We start from the raw sequence: 17302 nt of genomic DNA, 5'->3' as shown, positions 1-17302 counted from the left end.
AGACCTCACCATATGCAAACCCCACCCCTCGCGATCCAGGTTATGGGATTGCACAAGTCCTACGGCAAGCTCGAGGTCCTCAAGGGCGTGGACTTCGCCGTGGCCAGCGGCAGCATCTTCGCACTGCTCGGCTCCAACGGCGCCGGCAAGACCACCGTCGTGCGCATCCTGTCCACGCTACTCAAACCCGACGGCGGCAGCGCAAGCGTCAACGGATTCGACGCCGTTTCCCAGCCCGAAAAGGTCCGGGAGTCGATCAGCCTGACCGGACAGTTCGCCGCAGTTGACCAGATCCTCACCGGCCGCGAAAACCTGATCATGGTCGCCAAGTTGCGACAGGTGAAGAACCCCGGCCAGGTCGCCGACGGCCTGCTCGAACGATTCGGCCTCTCTGACGCGGGCGGGCGCCGGGTGGCGACCTACTCGGGCGGCATGCGCCGGCGCCTGGACATCGCTATGAGCCTCATCGGCGACCCGCCAGTCATCTTCCTCGACGAGCCGACCACCGGCCTCGACCCGGAAGCCCGCATCGAAGTGTGGAAGGAGATCAAGAGCCTTGCCGGCAAGGGCACGACGGTCCTTCTGACCACCCAGTACCTGGAAGAAGCGGAGAAGCTGGCCGACCGGATCGCGATCCTGCGCCAAGGCACGATCATCGTGTCGGGCACCCTGGCGGACCTGCGCCAGCTGTTGCCGCCCGCGAAGGCGGAACTCGTGGAACGCCAGCCCACCCTGGAGGAGATCTTCCTGTCGATCGTCGGCACCAAGGAGATGCAGCGATGAGCTCGCATGTCGTCAGCAACACCAACGTCATGCTCGGACGATCCATCCGCCACGTTACCCGCAGCATGGACACCATCATCACGGTCACGATCATGCCGATCGCGTTCATGCTGCTGTTCCGCTACGTATTCGGCGGCGCCATCCAGGCCGGTACCGACAACTACACCAATTACCTGATGCCCGGCATCCTGCTCATCGCCATCGCCAGCGGCATCTCCTACACCGGCTTTCGGCTGTTCAACGACATGCAGAGCGGCATATTCGAACGGTTCCACTCGATGCCGATCGCACGTTCTTCCGTCCTTTGGGGACACGTGCTGACCTCGATGGTGTCCAACGCCATCTCCGTCGTGGTCATCATCGGGGTCGGGCTCATCATGGGCTTTCGCACCTCGGCCGGTGTGCTGGCCTGGCTCGCCGTCGTCGGAATCCTAGCGCTGTTCACCCTCGCGCTAACGTGGGTCGCGATGATCGCCGGCCTGGCGGCGTCCTCGCCAGACGGAGCGTCCGCCTTCTCCTACCCTCTTGTCTTCCTACCGTTCATCAGCTCGGCGTTCGTCCCCACCGACACCATGCCCGGGCCGGTGAAAGCCTTCGCCGAACACCAACCGGTCACCTCCATCGTCAACACCATCAGGGCGATGTTCGAGCAGCAGCCGGTCGGCAACGACATCTGGATCGCCCTCGGCTGGTGCGCCGGCATCCTCATCGTCGCCTACGCCTTCGCCATGCGGGCCTACCACCGCAAAATCGCCTGACACCACAGGAAAGATGTCGCCCGCGGCGACCGCCAAGCGGCCGCCGCGGGCCCGGCAACGAGGAGGGGAAGCCGACCATCCAGGCATAACGCACACGGGCCACAACGTCGCCCCGGCGGGCCGCCAGTTCGCCAACTAACGGTAAGCCGTAGCCGAGGCGCTCGGTCCTGTGTGGATGATTGAACCGAACCTCGAAGGTGTCGGTGATCGTGACAAGGTCGACGAGGCCGTCAGTCGGCGACGTGTTCAAACCCTGGAGCTTCGCGCCCGCGATCCGGGCCGCGTTCGTGCTCGAGCGGGTCAACTCCTTGGCCAGCTTGCGGGTCGACGTGCACGGGTGTGTGCGCCATGACCGCATTGGGGAACGCCGTGGAGCGAGATGAAGACCGGGAAACAGCGGCCGGCGACGTCAGCCCGGGGTAGCGGTCTGCCTGGATGGCCACCAGTTTCGCTCGCCGAGCAGCACCGCCAGAGCGGGGACGAGCAGGGCCCGGACGAGGAACGTGTCGGCGAGCAGGCCCAGGGTGATCACGAAGCCGATCTGAAACAGCGCCTCCATCGGAACCGCCATCAAGGTCGCGAAGGTGGCGGCCAGCACGAGGCCAGCGGAGGTGATCACGCCGCCGGTTCGCTCAAGGGCCTCCCTCACTGCGCGGCGGGTCTCGTGCTGCCGGCGCTGTTCGCTGATCCGGCTGAGGAGAAACACGTTGTAGTCGACGCCCAGGGCGACGATGAAGATGAACGTGTACAACGGCAGGTTTGGGTCTGAGGCCGGCTGGCCGAGGATGTGGGTGAAGATAAGGGAACTGACGCCGAGGGCGAAGCCGAAGGAGAGGATCACGGTCGCGATCACGTAGAGCGGCATCACCACCGCGCGCAGGAGCAGAGTGAGGACGAGGAGGATCAGGGCAAGGCCGACCGGGACGATCAGCCTGGTGTCACGCCTGAGTGCCTGGCGGGCATCGTAGTTCTCGGCCACGGTCCCGCCGATCAGGACGGTCCGACCCTCGGCCGCGCGGTCAGCGATCTCGCGCAGCACTGGGACGGCGTCGGTGGCCCGCTCTGAGAACGGATCCATCCGCAGGTCTGCGTCAAAGATGACCAAGTTCGTCGCGGGCCTTCGCTGGCCTTGCGCCGCCGCACCCAGGAGGCCGCTGTCCGCCCCGACCGACCGGGCCACCGCGTGCATGTCGGCGATGGGTGAGTCCGTGCCTTCGGTGAGAGCGCTCTGGACCTTCCCGCTTGCCTCGTCGGCTACGACGATGCGAAGCGGCGCCGCCCGGCCGGGTGTGAAGTGGTTGCGGATCACCTGTTGACCGCGGACCGAGTCCGGCGCCTCGCGGAAGGACGCGGCGAAGTCGAGCGCCGGACGCCCGCCGATGGTGGCCAGCGCGCCCGCGGCGAGGAGAGCGGTGACCGCCGCGGCGATCACTGCGGGGCGTGCGTGAACAAGGCTCGCGACGCGCCCCCAGAACGTGACTGCGGGTGCGGCCTCGGGCTCGCGGCGGGGAATCGCGGGCCAGAATGCCCGTCGTCCGAGGGCGGTGAGCATCGCGGGCAGGAGCGTCAGACCGGCACAAACCATGATCGCGACGCCGAGGGCGAGGATCGGGCCCATCTCGCGCGTGGCGTTGAAGTCGGCAAGGGCGAGGACCAGCATCGCGCCGACGACGATCGCTCCGGCGGAGAGAATCGCCGGGCCGGTGCGCTGGGCGGCGGCGACCATCGCCTCCTCAACGTCCCGCGCCCGTCGCAGTTCGTCGCGAAACCGCGCCACGATCAGCAGACAGTAGTCGGTGCCGGCACCGAACATCAGCACGATCAGGATCGCGGTCGTCTGGCCGCTGACCTCGGTGAGGCCGGCGGCGACGAAAGCGTAGGCAAGGCCGGCGGCGACGAGATAGGCGACGGCGACGACGGCCAGCGGTACCAGAGCAATCAGCGGCGAGCGGTAGGTCGCGAGCAGCAGGAGCAGCAGTATGACGACGGTGACCGCCAAGAGGGTCCCGTTGATGCCTTTGAGCGCAGCACTTCGGTCGGCCTCAAAGCCGGCTCGGCCGGTGACGAAGGCCCGCAATCCGCTCTCGTCGCCGGTGGCCGGCGGGACGACCTCGCGGATTGCCGCGACGGCCTGCTCGCTGGCGGGCGTCGAGCCGTCGGTCATCAGGACTGTGCTCAAGATGACGCTGTTGTCGGGTGAGGTGAGCAGCGAGCCGCCCGGGCTCATGTCGAGCGGATCGGTCTTGCCGCACGCGCGCTGGTACGGGGTGGCGACCATCGTCAACTTCGGGATCGCGCCGGACCGGCACAGCGCGCGGGCGTCGGCGTCGGCGCGCTGCCCGTCGTCCGCTGTGATCCCACCCTCGCGGAAGTAGGCGATTACCGCCGCTGTCTCGCTGCCGCGCCGGAACTGCTCGTTGATGATCCGCTTGGCCTCCGCCGACTCCGACCCCCGGACGAGGAAGGTCTCGCTCTCGTCGGCGGCCCGTTCGCTGAGCTTGGCGTGTAGCGGCACCGCGAGCATCGCGAGCGCAAGCCACACCGCGATTACGACCCACCTTGACCGCCGACCGGTGGCGACTACGGAAGCCCTGGTGAGAGTGCGCATCGGGTCGCCGCCCTAGAGTCCGCCACCGACCCCCTCTATGTGGCTGACGGCGCCCTGCGCGATGTAGACATAGATCCTCGTCGGGTCGACCTCTATCGGCACGGGCTGGCTCTTGTCGTCCTCGCGCGCAACGACGATCTCGCAGCCGTGACGGCCCGCCTTCTCACGGGCCTCAGCGAGCTGCATTCCGAGCAGCTCCGCCGTATCGAAGGCATTCTTCGCGGGCCGGTACTGGCTGACGCCGCTGTTCTGTCCCGTCTCCACCATCGGGCATTGAAGCGCCGTCAAGTCGCGCTCCCGCCCCGTCGCCGTCCCGGAATCGTCGCTACATCCCGCCAGAGGCAGTGCCCCGACGGCGATCGCAACGGTGGCCGCAGCGACGCTGAGAAGTCGCCTGTTAACCCTCTGCCCACCCATAGCAGGGACGCTAGCGGAGCGAACCGTCTCGTTCAAGACAACTAACGTCTCCGATCAACAAAAGCAACGTTTCTAGCGACAGAGCTTTTGCCGCTCACAACCGGAAGTTCTTGACGATCCGCCAAAAGGGGAACATGCTACGTCTTAACCTTCAGGCGGTCGCACCACGTCGCTCCGACCGCGGGGCTGGTAGCCGCCGCATTGGGAGAGGAAGTGAGTGGCATGTGGAACGCCGCGCCGTCTGCGCGGAGTCTGAAGCGTCCTGGAATCGCCCTGATCGCGGTCGCCCTTGGGGCTCAGATGCTCGCCCCGGCGACCGCTGTCCAAGCGAAGAGCACCCGACAGGCTCCGAGTAGCATCCACCCGACGGCTGCTGGCCCATCGACAAGCACCAGGCAAGCTAGCAGCGCCCTCCCTGCGGCTCCTGCCCAGGAGGAGGGCAAGAGGATCCTCATCTACACCGGCACGACCGGGTATCGGCACACCGATGGAATCAACAACGGGCGCCCAGTGGTGCAGGCTGCTCTCACGGCCGCAGGCTACGACGTCGACTGGGAGAACTGCGACAACAACGGTGGCGGCCCGAACAACTGCGATAACCCGGACAAGAACCCCCGGATCTTCACGGACGGGAACCTGGCCCGATACGACGCGATCCTGTTCCTGAACGCGTCGTGGTCGTGGGCCGGCGGCGGGCGGCCCGGACCGCTCCTCGACCATGCCCAGCGCGACGCGTTGATCCGCTTCACCCAGCGCAGCGGCGGGATCGCGGCCGTGCACAACATGACTGACGCCGGCGCCGGCGTATCCGCGTGGGACTGGTGGGACGGCGGGCCGGACAGCGTCGTCGGCACGACGATGCGCGGCCACTCGAGCGGGTCGGCGACCGGCAACGCCGCAACCGTCCAGGTTGCCGACCACAACCACCTCTCCACCAAAGACCTGCCCGACACCTACAAGATCGCCGACGAGCATTACAACTTCGCCCGCAACGTCCGGGGCGACCACCACGTGCTCGCGACCTTCGACGAGCGCACCTACAACACCGGCACCTACTCAATGGGCCAGGACCACCCCACGACGTGGTGCAAGCTCTACGACGGCGGCAACGTCAAGGACGGCACCGGCACCCCGCGGCCCTACAACGATGGGCGGACCTGGCTGACCTCGCAGGGCCACTTCGGCGTGCGTTACACCGAGAACGGCGGCGACAACCCGCTGATCAAGCAGATCGTCGGAGGAGTGCGCTGGGTCGCCGGCGAGGGGAAGAAGACCGACTGCTCCGGCACCGTGTGGTCGAACTTCACCCGCACGACCCTGGTCGACAATGTGAACGGCCCGATGGCTCTCGACGTGGCGCCGGACGGCAAGGTCTACTGGACCGAGATCGGCCCCAAGCAGGGGTACGAGTCCGAGGGCTACGTGAAGATGCACGACCCGAAGGGCCCACCGAACAACTCGACCACAGTCGCGACGATCCCGACCCGCGCCGACCACGGCAACTCCGAGGACGGCGTGCTGGGAATGAGCCTGCAGCCCGGCTTCGACCTGTCGAAGCCGGACAAGAACGACATCTACGTCTACTACTCCCCGCGCAACCCCGGCGACTGGCCGACCACCGGCAACCAGCAGACGGTCGGCTACAACCTGGTCAGCCGCTTCACGCTGAACAAGACCGGCACCGCCTTCGAGCCGGCACCAGGCGGGCCGAAGCACCTGGACCCGGCACATCCATACATGGAGCGGCAGATCCTGCGCGTGCCCAAGGCGAAGATCTCCGGCAAACCCTCGGGCTTCCCGGGTGGCCCCACCGACAACGGCCCCGGCCATGTCGGCGGCGCGAGCCTGGTGTTCGACTCCGAAGGCAACCTCTACGTCGGCGTCGGCGACGACGTTTCCCCGAACGCGCCCGGCCACAACCGCTACACGCCGATGGACCATCGCGCCTCGGAGCGCTGGGACGCGCGCAAGACGGCGGCCAACACCGCCGACCTGCGCGGCAAGATCCTGCGCATCAAACCGCGCGAGGGCCCGCCGCAGACCCCAGGGCGCGCACCCGATCCCGGCCTGGGCAAGACCTATACGGTCCCGAAGGGCAACATGTTCGCGCCGGGAACCCCGAACACCCGACCGGAGATCTACGGCATGGGCTTCCGGCAGCCCTTCACGGTGCACACCGACCCCGCCAACCCGGGTTCGGTCGTCGTCGGCGAGTTCTGCCACGACAACTCGGTGGACCAGCCCGACCGCGCCCCGGCCGGCGTCTGCGAGTGGAACAAGGTCGACGGGCCCGGTTTCTACGGCTGGCCGTTCTGCGTCGGTGACAACTCGAAGATCAACACCACCTGGCGCTGGAACTACGAGGCCAACTCCTCGACCGGTCAGCAGTACGACTGCTCGCTCGACAAGCTCCCGTCCGACCTGAACTGGGCGCCGCCGGGCGGTACAAATTCGCAACCCACATTCCAAGGCCTCGATGCGATCCCAGGTCCCGCGAAACCAGCGACAGTCTGGCGCAAGTACCCCGGCAACCCCGGAAGCCAGGATCCGAAGGACTTCGGCGACCTGGGCGCAGGGGGGATGCAGCCGGTCACCGGCCCGGTCTACCGATACAAGGACAGCCGCGGTCCCGGCGCCTTCCCGGCCTACTACGACGGCTCCTGGCTGATCACTAACCGTGGCACCGACAACGGGTTCTGGAAGGAGGTCCGCCTGCGGCAGGACAACAACCAGATGCTCCGGGTCAACGACTGGCTGCCCGTCAACCACTTCGGCACGCCGAACAACAGCTTCGTGATCCCGACCAGATTCGGGCCCGACGGCGCACTCTACATGGGGCGCTGGACCTTCGGCTGTTGCCGCAACCAGATCAACCCCGAAATAAAGATGCAGCTGATCAAGATCGAGTTCACGCCCGAGGCCGACCAGTGCAAGGAAACCGATGCACCCACGGTCTCGCACCAGATTCAGGGCCAGGCCGATCCCGACCAGCAGAACACCTATATCGACTCGGCCACGCTGAGCCTCACCGCCAACGATGTCGGCTGTGCCGGCGTGGACAAGGTCGAGTACCGCGTCAACGGCGGCGCGTGGACCGCCTACAACGCGCCGGTACCGTTCAAGGACACGGGGAAGTACACAGTCGACTATCGAGCCACCGATCGCCTCGGGAACACCTCCAACCCGCAGAGCACCACCTTCACGGTGCGTGACAGCGGCGGGACGCTCCCCACGACGTGCGACATCAACGCCACGGGCACGCAGTGGAGTCCCGACAACTGCAAGATTGCCCGCGGCGGCACCATCACCTGGCACTTCAACGAGGCGGATGCGCGATTCCCGCACGACGTCTGGCTCGTGCCGCCCGGCGGCAATCCGGACCCGAACGGCGGCGACATCTTCCAGGTCACCAACGGGCCCGTACCGCCGGGAGGTCCGCCGGTCTCGTACACCTTCGATCGGGAAGGTACCTGGACGGTCATCTGCAGGCTCCACGCCGGCTACAGCAGCGGGCAGTGGTTCGGCATGATCGCGACAGTCACGGTCGGAGGAGGATGAGTTAAGGCTAACCGATTTGATTATCGATGATCAGTGATCATAGATTGGCCTGTGTGGAACGTTTTTCGGCTTTCCAGGGCCGGGAAGCGTGTCGGTGTTCACCCTGTGGCGTATCACGTTTGGGTTGGTTCGGGGAGGGTTCCGGTGGCGTGGGCTGGCGGTGAGGGCCGGTTTGTGGATCGGTGTTGAGGCGTTGAGTCGGTGAGCGGGAAGCTGCGGCTGGCTGAGGGTGAGGCCGCCCGCACCGCGTGTGCCCGCGCGTTGCTGCGCACGGGGGTGGACGAGGAGACCGGCGAGGTGCTGTCTCGGGCGGTGCTGGCGCAGCGGGTGGGTTGGTGTGCCGGCCTGGTGGCGGGCATGGTGGCCGCGCTGATCGGCGCGCATTGGAACCGCGTGGATGTGGAGGTGCTGGCGGCCGGGGTGGATGCGGGTGGGCGCAGGTTGCCGTCGAACGCGTGGATGGCGCTGCGGCGGCTGGGCTGGGCGGTGACTGCGCCTGGGGGTGTGAGGGTCAATGACCGGGTCGTGCGGATGGCGCAGGAGCAGGCGGGGCGTGCGCTGCGGTCGGCGGCGTGGCGTGCCGAGGTGACCGCCGGGGTCCTGGCGGCGTGGCCGGCCGATCCGCGCCAGCGCACCCCCACCGAGTGGGATCAGGTTCGGGCCTCGATCCCCGGCGGGCAGCATCTGCCGTCGAATGTCATCAAGGGCCGGACCCGGCAGGTCGTCACGTTCGCCAAGGCCAACGGCCGGCTGCCGGTGGACGTGTTCGAACTCGAAGGCGTCCCGCGGATTCCGCGGATGCTGCTGCTGGCCGCGTGTGATCGGCAGCAGGCCATCATCGAGCGCAGCGACACCGACCCGACGAGAGCGCTGCTGCGCTTGCAACTGCCCACCCGCCCGGATCCGCGGACGTATCGGGACTGGACGTGGGTGGCGTGTCCGATCAGGCTGCCGTCCACGGTTCCCGCGTCGGCGGTGCTGCACCTGCCCACCCTCCGCGTCACCGACGGCAAGGTGCGTGCCGACATGGCATACACGCATGCCGTGCCGAAGTCCCGGGCCACCGGCCACTCCGTGGCGGTCGGCGTGGACTGGGGCCTCAACACCCTCCTCAGCGCCGGTGCCCTACGACTGCACGCCAGCGGGCGGATCACGGCGTTGGGGGCGGGTGGACAGTTCCGGGCCGCCGGTGTCCTGGCCAAGCAGCACCGCCTCCGGCGCCTTTCAGAGCGGCTGCATGCGAAGGCCGACCACTACGCGCGGCTGCTCGGCGGCCGCCCCGACGAGCAGCTGAGAGCGAAACACGAGGTGCTGGCCGGCGAGATCCGCCACGTGTCCACCCGCCGCGCGAACCTGAACGACGCGCTCGCCTGGGCCGCCGCCCGCTGGACCGTCGACCAGGCGATCGCCGCCCGGGCGACCGTCATCTACCTGGAAGACCTGCGGTCGATGGAAGCGCGGGGCATGGGGCACAGCCTGAACACGCGCCTGTCCCAGCAGGTCCGCGGAAAGATCACCGACCGGATGCGGCACCTCGCCGCCGAGACCGGTATCGCCGTGGTCACCGTCCCCGCCCGCAACACCTCCAAACACTGCCCCCAATGTTTGACCCCGCTACAGCACCGTAAAGCCCCCGACCGGCCCACCACACCGGGATGGAAGTGGGCCATCTGCCCCAACACCGGCAGCTGTGGTTGGCAGGGCGACCGCGACCACGGAGCATGGCGGCGTATCGCCGCCCGTGGCCTGACCCATCAGGGCAAGGCCGTCATCGACAAGACCAGCGGGCAGATGGTGATCCGCTCGGTCGTGGACACGCTCGAAGCCGCAGCCGTCGTCACCCCCAGCACCTCCAAGACCAGTCGGAGAGACCGGTCGAAGACCGGCCCCACCCGGCACAAGCCACCACGCCCCGCGCCCAGGCGACGCAGGGCACCCTCCCCCACCCGGCCCCACGGTCAGGCGGGTAAGCGTCCGGAGGGACACGCACCAACGGACCGGAAGCTGCCCCGCGCAGCCCACCGACACCAGGACGTGAACACGATCAGCACACCCACCACCACCGGCCACCGGCCCCGAGGAGCCGCACTGGGCGCAGGATTCCATCTCCACGTCCATGCATCTCCACCACGATGGGAAACGATCCCGGAAACCCCATCCGGCCTAGGATCGCTAAGCTGATCAGGGACGCTTGATGGCCTGGTGGATCGGGCCCGGACACGCCGTCCAGGCCCGACCACCAGGCCCAGGCGGCCAGCAGCACCCGCCGATGTACGGACGACGTCAGCCCGCTGCCACGAATCATGGGCATTGTGATTCGGATAGAGGATCGAGCACGCTGTGAGCCTTCTTCGGATGGGCATGTCATCCGGCCAGGGCGATCTCGGCCCCTCGAGACCCAGCGGCGGACTGGGCAGCTCGGCGGCGCCGGTGGTAGTGAACGGTCAAGATACCGAGCAGCGGTCCCCAGGCGGCCAGCGGCAGGTAGGCGATCCAGAACGCGACGCTCTGCCAGCCCTCGGTGATCGGCGTGTCCGGGCTGCCGTTGAGCATCCGGCCAGAGGCCATCATGGCCAGCGCGTACGGGAAGATCAGCAGGGCGGTCGCACCGAGGCTGGCGGGGATGACGGCGGCAAGGGTCGGTACCCGGCGACCGCGCAGGCCCGGGATCCACCTCGGCCACACCTCGCCCCACTCACACACCAGCCCGAGGGCGAGGAATGCCAGCACCTCGCTGACCAGGCTGAGCGTGATGATGTACCAGACCCCTTCGAACAGGACCGGACCGTGGCCGAGCGGCGGGGCGTCCATGCGCTTCACGAGCGGAGCCTCGAAGACGAAGGCCGTGATCCGCCAGATGGTGGACGGCAGCGTGGTCAGGGCGGCGGCGTATGCGGCCAGCATGGCCCAGCGGGGCACCCCCACCGCCGTCCGGCCATGCAGCTTCCTCAGGACGGTGCGAGCGGTCATAGGGAAATCTCCTTGTCCAAACGCTGATCGTTGCGGATGGCCATGCACACCCCCGTGTGCCAGCGATGCCTAGCGTTGCTGTTTCAAGATCGCAGCCATGCCGAGCCCCACGCATCCCCTCGGGAGGGGACCGGATCACTCGCGCGAGGGAAGATCGACCTGGACCACACGGACGACGGACGAGGCCGATCTACCGTGGACACGAGGCACCGGCATGGCCCGCCTGACGCCAACCGGCTCCCCTGCACAATCGCCTCTCGGAGGATGCGCTCGGCGGGCGAGGCCCAGTCCCGCTGCCCGTGTCCGGCGCCGATCGCCTCGGTCAGCAGGGCCGAGAGCAGATCGCCCACCGGCAGGTGCAGCCCCGTGGTCGCGGCTCGATGTGACGCTTGCGAAACCGGTGCCGCCGCGCCGTCGCCTTGGTGGGCCGTCGCCTGTACGGTTCATGATCGCGCCAGTCACATCCCCGCAACGAGCCAGTGCTGGACGGCGACGGGCTATCGGTACCGCAGGCCAGCATGGCAGCGTGAACCGACCCAGCCCCGGCTTCCCCCGCAGCCGGCCTCGCGGCCGCCATCGGAGTACTGGTCCCGTTCGACCGGTTTATCGATGGCGTTGCTGGAACAATGGAAGGCGTGGGAACCACAAAAACTGCTATGCCTGCTATCTCGCCACTTGCTGGCGAGCCGATTAAGCGCGCCGATGCGGAGCGCCTCGCGGGAGTGCTGAAGGCATTCGCCGATCCTGCCCGACTGCGGCTGCTCAGTCTGATCCAGTCCGCTCCAGAGGGCGAGGCGTCCGTGAGTGACCTCACGGCGCCGCTGAAGCTCTCCCAGCCGACCGTGAGTCATCACCTTCGGATCCTCACCGAGGCCGGCCTGCTCAAGCGCGAGAAGCGCGGCGTCTGGGCGTACTACCGCCTCGTGCCGTCCGCGATCACGACGATCGCCGACTTGTTGACGCCACCCCGCAAGCGGGCGACGAAGAGGGCCCGCTGAGCGGCACGGTCGAGGACCGCGCCGCCGCGTGTGGTCCACCAGCGCTGCGGGCAGCGGTCAGGGTTCGGGCACCCTGATCCGCGCCGCTTCGACTTTGCACCGGCAACTGCGCCAGCTGGCCGGAATCGGACACTGCCGAGCCCAGGGCCACCATCCGAGCGCCAGCGGCGAGGAATCGCGGTGCGGTGGCCACCGTGACCCCGCCGGGGCCACACAGGACATGTCGCGAAATGGCCCGTGCAAAGCGGAGAACCAGCCCACGCCAAGCGACTCGGCTGGAAAAGCCTTGACCCAGCCGCAACCGGCGCCGCGCACTCGTTGCACTTCTGTCGCCTCTGACCAGCCACCTGACCCCGGGCCAGGATGCCGATACCCGCCAGCTGGTGCGGCTGCTCGACGACGTGGCCGTGGCCTGTCCCGGCGGGGTCGGCCGTCCGCGTAAGCGGTTGGACTCCCTGTCGGCAGACAAGGCGTACAGCTCTCGCGGCACCGCCCGCACCGCTACCGGCAGCGCAACACCATCGAACGGCTGATGAAGCGACGCAAGCAGTTCCGCGCTGTGGCTACCAGGTACGACAAGCTCGCCTGCCGCTACCGGGCCACCGGGCAGAACGTCGACATCCTCATCTGGCTACGAGCGAAACCAGACCGCCTCCCATGATCACGATTTGTACGGCAGCCCGGGTTCGTTATGTAGGTGGCCGGCGATGAGTTCTGGTGGCTTCGGGCTGGCCGGCGTGTCTGCGGGCATGGAGACGGCCGCCGGTTGATCATGCACTGTTTGTGAGGACAAGTGAAGATCGTGCGGCGGCCGCTGGACACAGCGTAGACGCCGACGGATGGCTGGCGGAGTTTGACACTGGGTTCGCACGAATCGCAGGCCGGTTCGCTCGGGTGGAGCCGCGCCGGCAGGCGCGGGCGTTCCTGCTCGGGTTGTTGTCGGATGTGGACAGCCGTTCCTGCTGGCAGTTGGCTGAGCAGGCTGGGGATGCCTCGCCGCACGCGATGCAGCGTCTGTTGGGTGAGGCCGTGTGGGACGCCGACGCGGTGCGCGATGATGTGCGGGGCTATGTGGTGGACGCGCTCGGCGATGCGGACGCCGTGTTGATCCTGGACGACACCGGTGACCTCAAGAAGGGCGTATACACCGTTGGCACCCAGAGGCAGTACACCGGCACGGCGGGCAGGATCGAGAATGCGCAGGTCGCGGTCAATCTGGCCTACGCCACCCCGGGTGGGTACACGCTGATCGACCGGGAGGTGTACCTGCCCAAGGCGTGGACCGACGACGCGGACCGGTGCGCCGCGGCCGGTGTGCCCACCGGGGTCGGCTTCGCCACGAAGCTCACCCTGGCCCGGCGGATGCTCGCCCGCGCCCTCGATGCCGGTGTGCCGGCCGCGTGGGCCACTGCCGACGAGGCCTACGGAGGTGACCGGCATCTGCGCCGGGATCTGCAACGCCGCGGGGTGGGCTACGTCCTCGCTGTGGCGAAAAGTCACCGGGTCACCGCCCGTGCCGTGGACGGGCCGCAGCGCGCTGACCGGCTCGCCGCCGGCCTGCCCCCATGGGCCTGGGACCGTCTGTCCGCCGGCGCCGGGTCCAAGGGCGAGCGACACTACGACTGGGCGTGGATCACCATCACACCCCCGGACGGCGAGGCCGCCGGGCAGCACACCCTGCTGGTCCGCCGCCGTATCAGCGACGGGGAGTTGGCGTTCTACCGCTGCTGGTCACCACGCCCGGTCCCGTTGCGGAGGCTGGTCGAGGTGGCTGGCACCCGCTGGCGCATCGAAACCTGTTTCCAGACTGGCAAGAGCATCGGCTTGGACGAGCCGCAGGTCCGCCGCTGGCACTCCTGGTACCGGCACATCACCCTGGTCATGCTCGCCCACGCCATCCTCACGGTGATCGCCGCCCGCGAACGCAACCAGCCGGCCACCAGCCAGGCGCTGATCCCGCTGACCCTCAACGAAATCCGCCGCCTGTTCACCAAGCTGATCACGAACACCGTCCGCCCGATCAGTCACTGGCTGGCCTGGTCACAATGGCGACGCCAACATCAGACACGCGCCAAGACCAGCCACTACCGGCGACGCGCAGCGATCCACCAGCCACATTAGCTGCCGACCAGCAGCGGATCCGCGGTCCTTCGCATCAGCCGAGACCGGCCGACCTCCTCAGTGAAGCCCCAACGCCGATAGAACGGCATCAGCTCCGGCTGGCAGACCAGCTCAATGCTACGCACGGCGGCCAGACGAGGATGCCCGACGACGGCATCCATCAGCATCGCACCCAGACCCGATCCCCTCGAACCAGGCGCAACAATCACGTCGAGCACGACCGCCAAGTACACCTCGTCGGTGATCACGCGGGCGAAGCCCACCAACCGCCCTGACGGCCCGCAAATCAGGGCAACGACGAGGTCGGACGCCGCCAACATCCGCGTGACGTCGCTGGTGGTCCGACCGGCCGTCCACCATGCAGAAGCGAACAAATCCATCAGATATGGCAGGCAGTCGACTCCGACCTCGTCCCGCACCTCGATCTCGGAGACGTCCACGACCACAGCATGCCAGGGCAGAACGGCAGCCGGACACCCACGACTCCCGGGCAGGGCGCCAACCACCGCCCCCTACATCGCCGGTCATCTACATAACGAACCCGGGCTGCCGTATTTGCCGCAGCCCTGGTCCTGATGGCGCTTTCCTACCGGCGGTAACGCCACTTTTGTGCGCCAATCAATGCCCGCAGGAACAGGACCCCGCCCGCCACGATCAGCCATTTCGCGAACTCGAAGAGCCGATCCGGGAACACCACGAAGATGAGCACAATCGTAAGTCCCATTTGCAGGACTGCTGCTAGCACTTCGGCGGTGTCCTGCCCGGCGTCCAGGGTTGCGGGCGCATCTGCACCGGTCCCTCAGTTGGCGCGGCTTGCGCAGTTGGCTGCGGCGGCGGCTTCAGGCTGGGAAGTCTCGGCCCGGAGGCAGACGTACACCCCCGTGCCGCTGTTGCCGAGTTCCTTGGCCAGCACCGAATTTCGCTCACCGGTAGCGGCGCGCTGGCGCAGCCCCTGAGCTGCGGCGGTGACGGCTGGTTTGCGGCCGGTGTAGACGTCGCGCTGCTTGTCACCGTGGGGTGCTCAGGTTTCGGTATCCGGGGTGCACGTGCGGGACGAGTCCCTGCTGGTCGGCGATTCGCTGCAGTAGGTTGGCGAGTTGGGACCGCTCGTCGGTGCTGAGGGCGGCGCAGAGGTCGTCTTCGTGGGCGGTGGCGATGGGCCGCATCCGCATCAGCACCTGCTCGCCATCGGTGGTGAGGTGCAGCGCGTGGTGACGGCGGTCGGTCTCGCCGGACCGCCGCTCGACAAGCCCCTTGCGCTCGAGTCCGTCGACGAGCGCGACGACCCGGCTCGGTACGACGCCGAGGTCCGTCGCGAGTGACCGCTGGCTTCGCCCGGGCTGGCTGGCGATCATGCGCAGCAGCCCGACGTCTGCCGGGGTCAACCCGAGTTCCTTCACCCGCTGGGCGAAGCGCTCGGCTGCGTGTGCGCCGAGCTGAGCCAGTAGGAACGCCGCTCCGTTGGGGCCGGCTTGCCGTCGTGAGGTCACCCAGATATGTTACACACAGGTGAACCGTTCAGTCTGGTGAACTGTTCACTTGCGAGAAGGGAGATCTGGAATGCCAGCCATCCGTTATCCCGATCTGGCCGGCAGGGTTGCGCTCGTCACCGGCGGTTCACGCGGCATCGGCGCGGCGACCTGCCGCGCCTTGGCCGCCAACGGCGTGCGGGTCGCCATCAACGGCCGGGACGAGGCGGCGCTCGCCGGCGTCGTGGCCGGCATCGCCTCCGACGGCGGCCAGGCCGTCGCCGTGCCCGGTGACGTCACCGACGCCACCACCGTGCGCCGCATCCGTGAGAAGGTGGAGGCCGCCTTCGGTCCGGTCGACATCCTCGCCACCATCGCCGGTGGGCAGGGCCGACCCGTACCTACCGTCGCCCTCGACGCCCAGCAGTGGCGCGCGACGGTGGAGTCGGAACTGACCTCGATGTTTCTCGCCGTGCACGAGGTGCTGCCCGGCATGGTGCGCCAACGAGGCGGCGCGATCATCACCATGGCCTCCAGCGCTGGACGCCAACCAAGCCAGGCCAACGCCGCGTACGCCGCCGCGAAGGCCGGTGTCGTCATGTTCACCCGACACCTGGCCAACGAGGTCGCCCAGCATGCCGTCCGGGTCAACTGCCTGGCCCCGTCCGCTGTCCGCAACGACCGCATGGAGCAAGCAATGAGCACTGAACAGCTCGACGAACTGGCCCGGCAATTCCCGCTGGGACGCATCGGCGAGCCCGACGACGTCGCCGAGGCGGTGCTGTTCCTGGCATCCGACGCGTCGTCCTGGATCACCGGCGTCACCCTCGACCTGACCGGCGGGCGGGTGATCGCATGACCACCACAAACGCAACCCAGCGCCGCCGCCACCAGACCGGGCCACCGCTCGGCGTCCTCGCCGTCGTGTTCGCGGGCCTGTTCATCGCCAGCCTCGTCCTCGGCACCCTGCTCGCCGGCGGCAAGCCCTACCCATCGCCGTTCGGCCCCGCAGCCGACATCCTGGCGTACTTCCGCGATCATCAGCGCGCAGTGCAGGTCAGCGGGGCGCTACAGTTCGCCGCCGCCATCCCGCTGGCCATCTACACCGCGACCGCATCCGCGCGCCTGCACCAACTCGGCGTCCGGGCACCCGGCGCGACCATCGCGCTCATCGGCGGGACTCTCTCCGCCGGATTCCTCGCCCTCTGCGGCCTGCTCGGCTGGGTCACCTCCCAACCCGAGGTGCTCGACGATCCGGCCCTCGTGCGCGGCCTGCAATACCTCACCTTCGCCACCGGCGGTGTCGGGCACGTGGTGCCGCTGGGTCTGCTGATCGCCGGCGTGGCCGTGCCCGGCCTCCTCGCTCGGCTATTGCCACGCTGGCTTGCCTGGTCAGGCCTGATCATCGCCGCCGTCGCCGAAATTGCCACCCTGAGCCTGCTCATCGACAACGCGGCCATTCTCCTCCCGATCGCCCGCTTCACCGGCCTCGCCTGGCTGATCACCGCAGGCATCCGCCTACCCCGGCAACGACCACCCAGAGCCGAGAACGTCGGAAACTGAGACTTGCCGGCTCTTGGAAAGGCCCAGCGGCTGCCAGCCTTACCGCCGTCGGGCCTT

At 68.0% G+C, this 17302-nt stretch carries 15 protein-coding genes; 9 read left to right on the top strand and 6 right to left on the bottom strand.

Annotated features, from left to right (window positions below):
* Nucleotides 1-12 precede the first annotated feature (12 nt).
* Complete coding sequence (locus ACFYML_RS14760; protein WP_387421097.1) at nucleotides 13-783, top strand: ABC transporter ATP-binding protein; 771 nt, start codon at nucleotides 13-15, stop codon at nucleotides 781-783.
* On the top strand, nucleotides 780-1541 hold the full coding sequence (locus ACFYML_RS14755) for an ABC transporter permease (protein ID WP_387280468.1): 762 nt from the start codon (nucleotides 780-782) through the stop codon (nucleotides 1539-1541). The genes ACFYML_RS14760 and ACFYML_RS14755 overlap by 4 nt, the downstream gene beginning before the upstream one ends.
* Before the next feature lie 409 nt (nucleotides 1542-1950).
* On the opposite strand, the gene ACFYML_RS14750 is transcribed toward ACFYML_RS14755, so the two are convergent.
* Nucleotides 1951-4083: an MMPL family transporter gene (locus tag ACFYML_RS14750; RefSeq protein ID WP_387421096.1), complete on the bottom strand. Its 2133-nt coding sequence runs from the start codon at nucleotides 4081-4083 to the stop codon at nucleotides 1951-1953.
* A 78-nt stretch (nucleotides 4084-4161) separates the two neighbouring features.
* On the bottom strand, nucleotides 4162-4437 hold the full coding sequence (locus ACFYML_RS14745) for a hypothetical protein (protein ID WP_387421095.1): 276 nt from the start codon (nucleotides 4435-4437) through the stop codon (nucleotides 4162-4164).
* A 351-nt stretch (nucleotides 4438-4788) separates the two neighbouring features.
* Between ACFYML_RS14745 and ACFYML_RS14740 the strand changes: the two genes are divergently transcribed.
* Complete coding sequence (locus ACFYML_RS14740; protein ID WP_387421311.1) at nucleotides 4789-8124, top strand: ThuA domain-containing protein; 3336 nt, start codon at nucleotides 4789-4791, stop codon at nucleotides 8122-8124.
* A 201-nt stretch (nucleotides 8125-8325) separates the two neighbouring features.
* Nucleotides 8326-10305: a zinc ribbon domain-containing protein gene (locus ACFYML_RS14735; RefSeq protein ID WP_387421094.1), complete on the top strand. Its 1980-nt coding sequence runs from the start codon at nucleotides 8326-8328 to the stop codon at nucleotides 10303-10305.
* 183 nt (nucleotides 10306-10488) lie between these two features.
* Here the strand turns inward: ACFYML_RS14735 and ACFYML_RS14730 are convergent, their stop codons facing one another.
* The gene (locus ACFYML_RS14730) at nucleotides 10489-11094 is read right to left on the bottom strand and encodes a hypothetical protein (RefSeq protein WP_387421093.1); all 606 of its coding nucleotides are present in this window, start codon (nucleotides 11092-11094) and stop codon (nucleotides 10489-10491) included.
* A 656-nt stretch (nucleotides 11095-11750) separates the two neighbouring features.
* Between ACFYML_RS14730 and ACFYML_RS14725 the strand changes: the two genes are divergently transcribed.
* From ACFYML_RS14725 to ACFYML_RS14715, 3 genes are all read left to right on the top strand, one after another.
* Nucleotides 11751-12092 (top strand): ArsR/SmtB family transcription factor, encoded by a 342-nt coding sequence (locus tag ACFYML_RS14725; RefSeq protein ID WP_387421092.1) that lies wholly within the window; start codon nucleotides 11751-11753, stop codon nucleotides 12090-12092.
* A 532-nt stretch (nucleotides 12093-12624) separates the two neighbouring features.
* Complete coding sequence (locus ACFYML_RS14720; protein ID WP_387421091.1) at nucleotides 12625-12753, top strand: hypothetical protein; 129 nt, start codon at nucleotides 12625-12627, stop codon at nucleotides 12751-12753.
* Between the two features lie 182 nt (nucleotides 12754-12935).
* The gene (locus tag ACFYML_RS14715; protein WP_387421310.1) at nucleotides 12936-14213 is read left to right on the top strand and encodes an IS701 family transposase; all 1278 of its coding nucleotides are present in this window, start codon (nucleotides 12936-12938) and stop codon (nucleotides 14211-14213) included.
* Here ACFYML_RS14715 and ACFYML_RS14710 read toward each other — a convergent pair.
* From ACFYML_RS14710 to ACFYML_RS14700, 3 genes are all read right to left on the bottom strand, one after another.
* Complete coding sequence (locus tag ACFYML_RS14710; RefSeq protein WP_387421090.1) at nucleotides 14210-14653, bottom strand: GNAT family N-acetyltransferase; 444 nt, start codon at nucleotides 14651-14653, stop codon at nucleotides 14210-14212. The genes ACFYML_RS14715 and ACFYML_RS14710 overlap by 4 nt on opposite strands.
* A gap of 146 nt (nucleotides 14654-14799) precedes the next feature.
* Nucleotides 14800-14937 carry a hypothetical protein gene (locus tag ACFYML_RS14705; protein WP_387421089.1) on the bottom strand — a complete coding sequence of 46 codons (138 nt, stop codon included), beginning with the start codon at nucleotides 14935-14937 and terminating at the stop codon, nucleotides 14800-14802.
* A 283-nt stretch (nucleotides 14938-15220) separates the two neighbouring features.
* Nucleotides 15221-15703, bottom strand: coding sequence for a MarR family winged helix-turn-helix transcriptional regulator (locus ACFYML_RS14700; RefSeq protein ID WP_387421088.1), 483 nt, complete (start codon nucleotides 15701-15703; stop codon nucleotides 15221-15223).
* A 70-nt stretch (nucleotides 15704-15773) separates the two neighbouring features.
* On the opposite strand from ACFYML_RS14700, the gene ACFYML_RS14695 reads away from it, so the two are divergent.
* Together ACFYML_RS14695 and ACFYML_RS14690 are read left to right on the top strand one after the other, a co-directional pair.
* On the top strand, nucleotides 15774-16541 hold the full coding sequence (locus tag ACFYML_RS14695; RefSeq protein WP_387421087.1) for an SDR family NAD(P)-dependent oxidoreductase: 768 nt from the start codon (nucleotides 15774-15776) through the stop codon (nucleotides 16539-16541).
* Nucleotides 16538-17245, top strand: a complete 708-nt coding sequence (locus tag ACFYML_RS14690; RefSeq protein WP_387421086.1) for a DUF4386 domain-containing protein — start codon at nucleotides 16538-16540, stop codon at nucleotides 17243-17245. The genes ACFYML_RS14695 and ACFYML_RS14690 overlap by 4 nt, the downstream gene beginning before the upstream one ends.
* Nucleotides 17246-17302: the final 57 nt, after the last annotated feature.

It is taken from the genome of Micromonospora sp. NPDC007230 (assembly GCF_042869115.1).
Taxonomy (GTDB): domain Bacteria; phylum Actinomycetota; class Actinomycetes; order Mycobacteriales; family Micromonosporaceae; genus Micromonospora.
Note: the sequence above shows the minus strand (reverse complement) of the source record. Positions and strands in the feature narration are given on the sequence as shown.

Bases quoted from the DNA above. Each gene is read 5' to 3' on its own strand.
- ACFYML_RS14760 (WP_387421097.1), top strand. From the start codon at position 13: ATGCAAACCCCACCCCTCGCGATCCAGGTTATGGGATTGCACAAGTCC.
- ACFYML_RS14755 (WP_387280468.1), top strand. From the start codon at position 780: ATGAGCTCGCATGTCGTCAGCAACACCAACGTCATGCTCGGACGATCC.
- ACFYML_RS14740 (WP_387421311.1), top strand. From the start codon at position 4,789: ATGTGGAACGCCGCGCCGTCTGCGCGGAGTCTGAAGCGTCCTGGAATC.
- ACFYML_RS14730 (WP_387421093.1), bottom strand. From the start codon at position 11,094: ATGACCGCTCGCACCGTCCTGAGGAAGCTGCATGGCCGGACGGCGGTG.
- ACFYML_RS14725 (WP_387421092.1), top strand. From the start codon at position 11,751: ATGCCTGCTATCTCGCCACTTGCTGGCGAGCCGATTAAGCGCGCCGAT.
- ACFYML_RS14720 (WP_387421091.1), top strand. From the start codon at position 12,625: ATGAAGCGACGCAAGCAGTTCCGCGCTGTGGCTACCAGGTACGACAAG.
- ACFYML_RS14705 (WP_387421089.1), bottom strand. From the start codon at position 14,937: ATGGGACTTACGATTGTGCTCATCTTCGTGGTGTTCCCGGATCGGCTC.
- ACFYML_RS14695 (WP_387421087.1), top strand. From the start codon at position 15,774: ATGCCAGCCATCCGTTATCCCGATCTGGCCGGCAGGGTTGCGCTCGTC.
- ACFYML_RS14690 (WP_387421086.1), top strand. From the start codon at position 16,538: ATGACCACCACAAACGCAACCCAGCGCCGCCGCCACCAGACCGGGCCA.